Genomic DNA, 3,988 nt, shown 5'->3' on the forward strand with positions numbered 1-3,988 from the left:
ATGCTAAAGTAGGTAATATAGTTAATAGTAATATGAATACATTTATGTACATATTAGTCGTGAATTCTAAATAATCCGTAATGGACTTAGTTGTAATGGCGATAAAACCACTTATACCTGATGCTAAGATTGTTAAAGAATCTCTCTTTTCTTTTTCCTCTTTTGAAGTGAAGATAGTTTTAATATCATTAAGGTCTTTTTCTTTTACTTCTACTAATGATTTTCTTGTCACATAATTCAGTAATGGGAAAATATAAGTTAATTTATTCTGATTTAAATCAATAATATAGTGTGAATCTCTATAGTGTATTAATTTATATTTACTGTTTTTTTTAATCGTTTCAATAGTTATGTTATCGATGATTACCCACATTCCTTTAAAGTATTTTTATAGTTCAAGCTATCGTAGTTTTAAAGTCTTTTATCGATATTTTTATATAATCTACTTAATACAATGTCTTTAGCAAGCATTGTTATTTATGTCACGTCATCTTATTTTTTGATATTTTATTTTTCAATGTAAATCCTAAAATAATGGTTATTATAGGACATAGCAGTGGGAAAAATGCATAAGGTAAATATTCTAAGGCACTTACTTTAAGCGCTCCCATTATAAAAGTACCACTTACTCCCCAAGGAATTAATGCGTTAACAGCAACGCCTGCATCAGCAAGTGTTCTTGTTAAATATTTTTTATTTAATCTCAGCCAATCAAATGATTTTCTAAATGTTTCTCCCGGAAGAATGACAGATAAATACTGTTCTCCCACAAGTAAATTTACCATTATCGAACTTAGCGCTGTAAGACTTACTAATTTAAATGGAGCATTTACAAAATTTTTAATTTTTATTATCAATGTAGATATTATTTTAAATTTAATCAACAATCCGCCTAGTCCTAAAGCTAAAATAATTAAGCACGCAGAACTCAACATACTAGATATACCACCTCTAGACAAAAGAACATCAATGTTTTTACTTCCAGTATGTGATACATATCCTGTCATTATTACTTTTCCGATATTTTGAAAGCTTAAATGAGGATTATTAATTAATGATAAGATAATGGCTACTACTGATCCAACTAATAATGTTGGAATTGCCGGCACTTTTTTCCAAGCAAACAATAAAAGAAATATTACTGGTACTAAAGTAATTGGGGAAATCCAAAATCCTTCGTTTAATGTGCTTATCATAGATTTAACACCACTTAAATCAGAAGAAATATTTGGCGCACCTAACAAAATATAACCAATACTAGATAATAACAATGCCGGTATAGCTGTCCACTTAACATTTAAAATATGCTCAAATAAATTCACTTTTCCAATACCTGCTGCTAAATTAGTTGTGTCGGACAATGGTGAAATATTATTTCCTAAAAATGCACCAGATACTATTGCCCCAGCAGTCATGGCATTATCAAATCCTAAAATATGCCCAATACCTAAAAATGCTATACCCATAGTAGAAATTGTAGTAAAAGAACTACCCACTGTAACTCCTACAATACTACATACAATAAAAACAGTTAGTAAAAAAAATCTTATAGAAATTATTTTAAATCCATAGACCATTATTGTTGGAATTGTACCTGACATTATCCATGTCGCTACTAAAACTCCTATTAATAAAAATATTATTATTGGTATGATACCAGAACTTATTCTTGAAACAATTCCATCTTGTATTTCATCCCAAGTAAATCCTTTAAATTTTCCATAGAATATTAAAATCATAAACACTAATAAAATAGGTACATGGGGAGGTAGTTTTTCTATTATGATAAGGTATCCTAATATGATTAATAGGGATACTAAGATAATAAAACTTTCTATAAAAGATACTTCTTTCTTCTTACTAATTTCTTGGCCATTCATTATGTACACTTCCTTTTAAGATAAATACTATATAATCATCTTAAAAATACTCATTTATTTTCATATATTTCTTAATTTATCTTGCATTGCAGCTTGTATTTTCGGTACATATTTTTCAAAGTTTTCTTGTTCATTCATATAAGGAGTAAGTACAGCAGCTCTTAATATTGTTACTTTACCAGCTCTATACCATTCTTCTTCAGAAAATCCTAAATCTTTCACAAAATTGAGTGGGCTATTTCCATAATCAGAAATAGCAAAATCAGTATGAGACGTGATAAATTCATTATTGTAAATATTTTCAGCTACATATGATGCTTGTTCATAAAAAGCATGGTTTAATTTATTCATTTCTACTAAATCATTATTACCTTTTTCTTTAAACACATAATCTACCATATTGAAATCAGGGCGTACTAGTGAATGAACTTCAATTTCTTTATCACCAACTTTAAATGATTGTTGATTTAAGAAATCATAAAATCTTAAAGCGCCTTCCATAGAGGCACCTATTAATTTTCCGTAACCAGAAATATTTAATGGTAGTACATGATGTGCAGCCCAGACAGCTACAGCTGTTGCTCCTGCTTTAGATCCTTCTAAGATATATGCACCCAATAGTGCAGGAACTTCTGCTCCTTTTTCAAATACATAAGTAGCAAAATATGAAATTACTTCTCTCATTCTAATATCTTTAATTACAATGCCACCTGCAGAATAGGGAATATAGCCCATTTTATGAGGGTCGATTGTAACAGATTCAGTTAATTCTATAGCTTTATAGGCGTCATAAACCTCTTTAGTTATAAATTTTTTATTTTCTGTAAATACACCATATTCTTTATGAACTTCTCCTAAATTTTCATATGGAATAAATTCATTGTCTTCATCTAAGAAAATAGATCTACCATAACCACCGTAAGCAGCATCTACATGAATATAATAATAAATACCTTCCATCATTAATTTTTCTCTGAGATTAACAATTTTATCTATACTGTCAATCGCTCCTTCTTCCGTTGATCCAACTACTCCGACTACGCCTAGTATTGGGATTTCATCTGAAGCTAATTGTCTTACAATTTTTTCTAATTCATCTATATCCATTCTATATGAATCATCTACTGGAACAGATACTACTTGATCTAAGCCAATGCCAATAATATCTGCTGATTTTAACCATGAATAATGCTTAGTTCGGGGAACCAACCATTTACCTAATTTTCGTAAATTTCTTCCACTTCTTGCTGAATTATTTTTTATATCATCGAATTTTTCTCCTGCTTTTTCAGTTAAGTCTACAATTTCTTTTGTTGACATATTTAGTAATTCCCATTCAGATTTTCCTTCTACTAATTCAGGAGCTACTTCTTTCATAGCTAAAGGAAGAGATTTGATATTACGTGCATACCATAATCCTTCTAGGTTTGCTAAAGAACCATCAGCGACAATATGTCCCCATCCATTTTTGTAACTCATTAAATCAGCGAATTCATATCCCACTTCTTCTTCCATTTGAGAAGTAGCTGGAGAAGATTCATAAGCAACATTATTTCCATTCCATAACATGGCAAAATTATAGGCTAAAATAGACGGCATTAAAGTTTCTGTATTCATATGTCCCCAATATCGTCCAGCAGTGTGCCATGGAACTGAATGCGTTCTCATCCGTGCAGAAATTTCATTCATTACTTCATTCATATGATTTACCGTTTTTATGTATTTTTCTGAATTTTTTTCTTGAGGTGTAATCATTGGTCGATCTTGAGGCATGTAATTTTGTCGCCAACCAAGATGTTCATCAACCAAATTAATTAGCATTTCTTTATATAGCTGGCCATTTTCAGCTTTGTCTCCTATAAATAATGCATGTAATTTTAAATCATTTTTCTCTAAGTTTTTTTTATTCATAAATAATACCTCCTAGTATTTTATCCCGTTCAAGCCCCCTCCTAATATATGATTTTCATCAAAAAATCTACGGAAATTTTATGAACGTTTTACAAATAAAAAAATCTCAATAAGATGCACTTTAAATTAGTGATTTTACACTAAATTAATTTATAAAAAATAAGGCAACTTCGCATAATTTAAAAAATTTACTAAAT

General features: G+C 29.6%; 3 protein-coding genes. All 3 read right to left on the reverse strand.

The window, feature by feature from the left end; translation table 11 throughout:
- The coding region (locus CD155_RS11945) for a DUF443 family protein (protein ID WP_142382861.1) at positions 1 to 373 on the reverse strand (373 nt) is incomplete at its 3' end.
- Positions 374 to 482: 109 nt separating this feature from the next.
- The gene (nhaC, locus tag CD155_RS11950; protein WP_103213426.1) at positions 483 to 1,880 is read right to left on the reverse strand and encodes a Na+/H+ antiporter NhaC; all 1,398 of its coding nucleotides are present in this window, start codon (positions 1,878 to 1,880) and stop codon (positions 483 to 485) included.
- A 60-nt stretch (positions 1,881 to 1,940) separates the two neighbouring features.
- Positions 1,941 to 3,791, reverse strand: coding sequence for a tyrosine decarboxylase (gene tdc / locus CD155_RS11955; RefSeq protein ID WP_103213427.1), 1,851 nt, complete (start codon positions 3,789 to 3,791; stop codon positions 1,941 to 1,943).
- Between the last annotated feature and the right edge of the window lie 197 nt (positions 3,792 to 3,988).

Origin of the sequence: Staphylococcus caprae (assembly GCF_002902725.1) — a bacterium.
In the GTDB taxonomy this organism is placed as follows: Bacteria; Bacillota; Bacilli; order Staphylococcales; family Staphylococcaceae; genus Staphylococcus; species Staphylococcus caprae.

What these genes read in the sequence shown, in the direction of transcription:
- nhaC (WP_103213426.1), bottom strand. Translation starts at nt 1,880, where the DNA reads ATGAATGGCCAAGAAATTAGTAAGAAGAAAGAAGTATCTTTTATAGAA.
- tdc (WP_103213427.1), bottom strand. Translation starts at nt 3,791, where the DNA reads ATGAATAAAAAAAACTTAGAGAAAAATGATTTAAAATTACATGCATTA.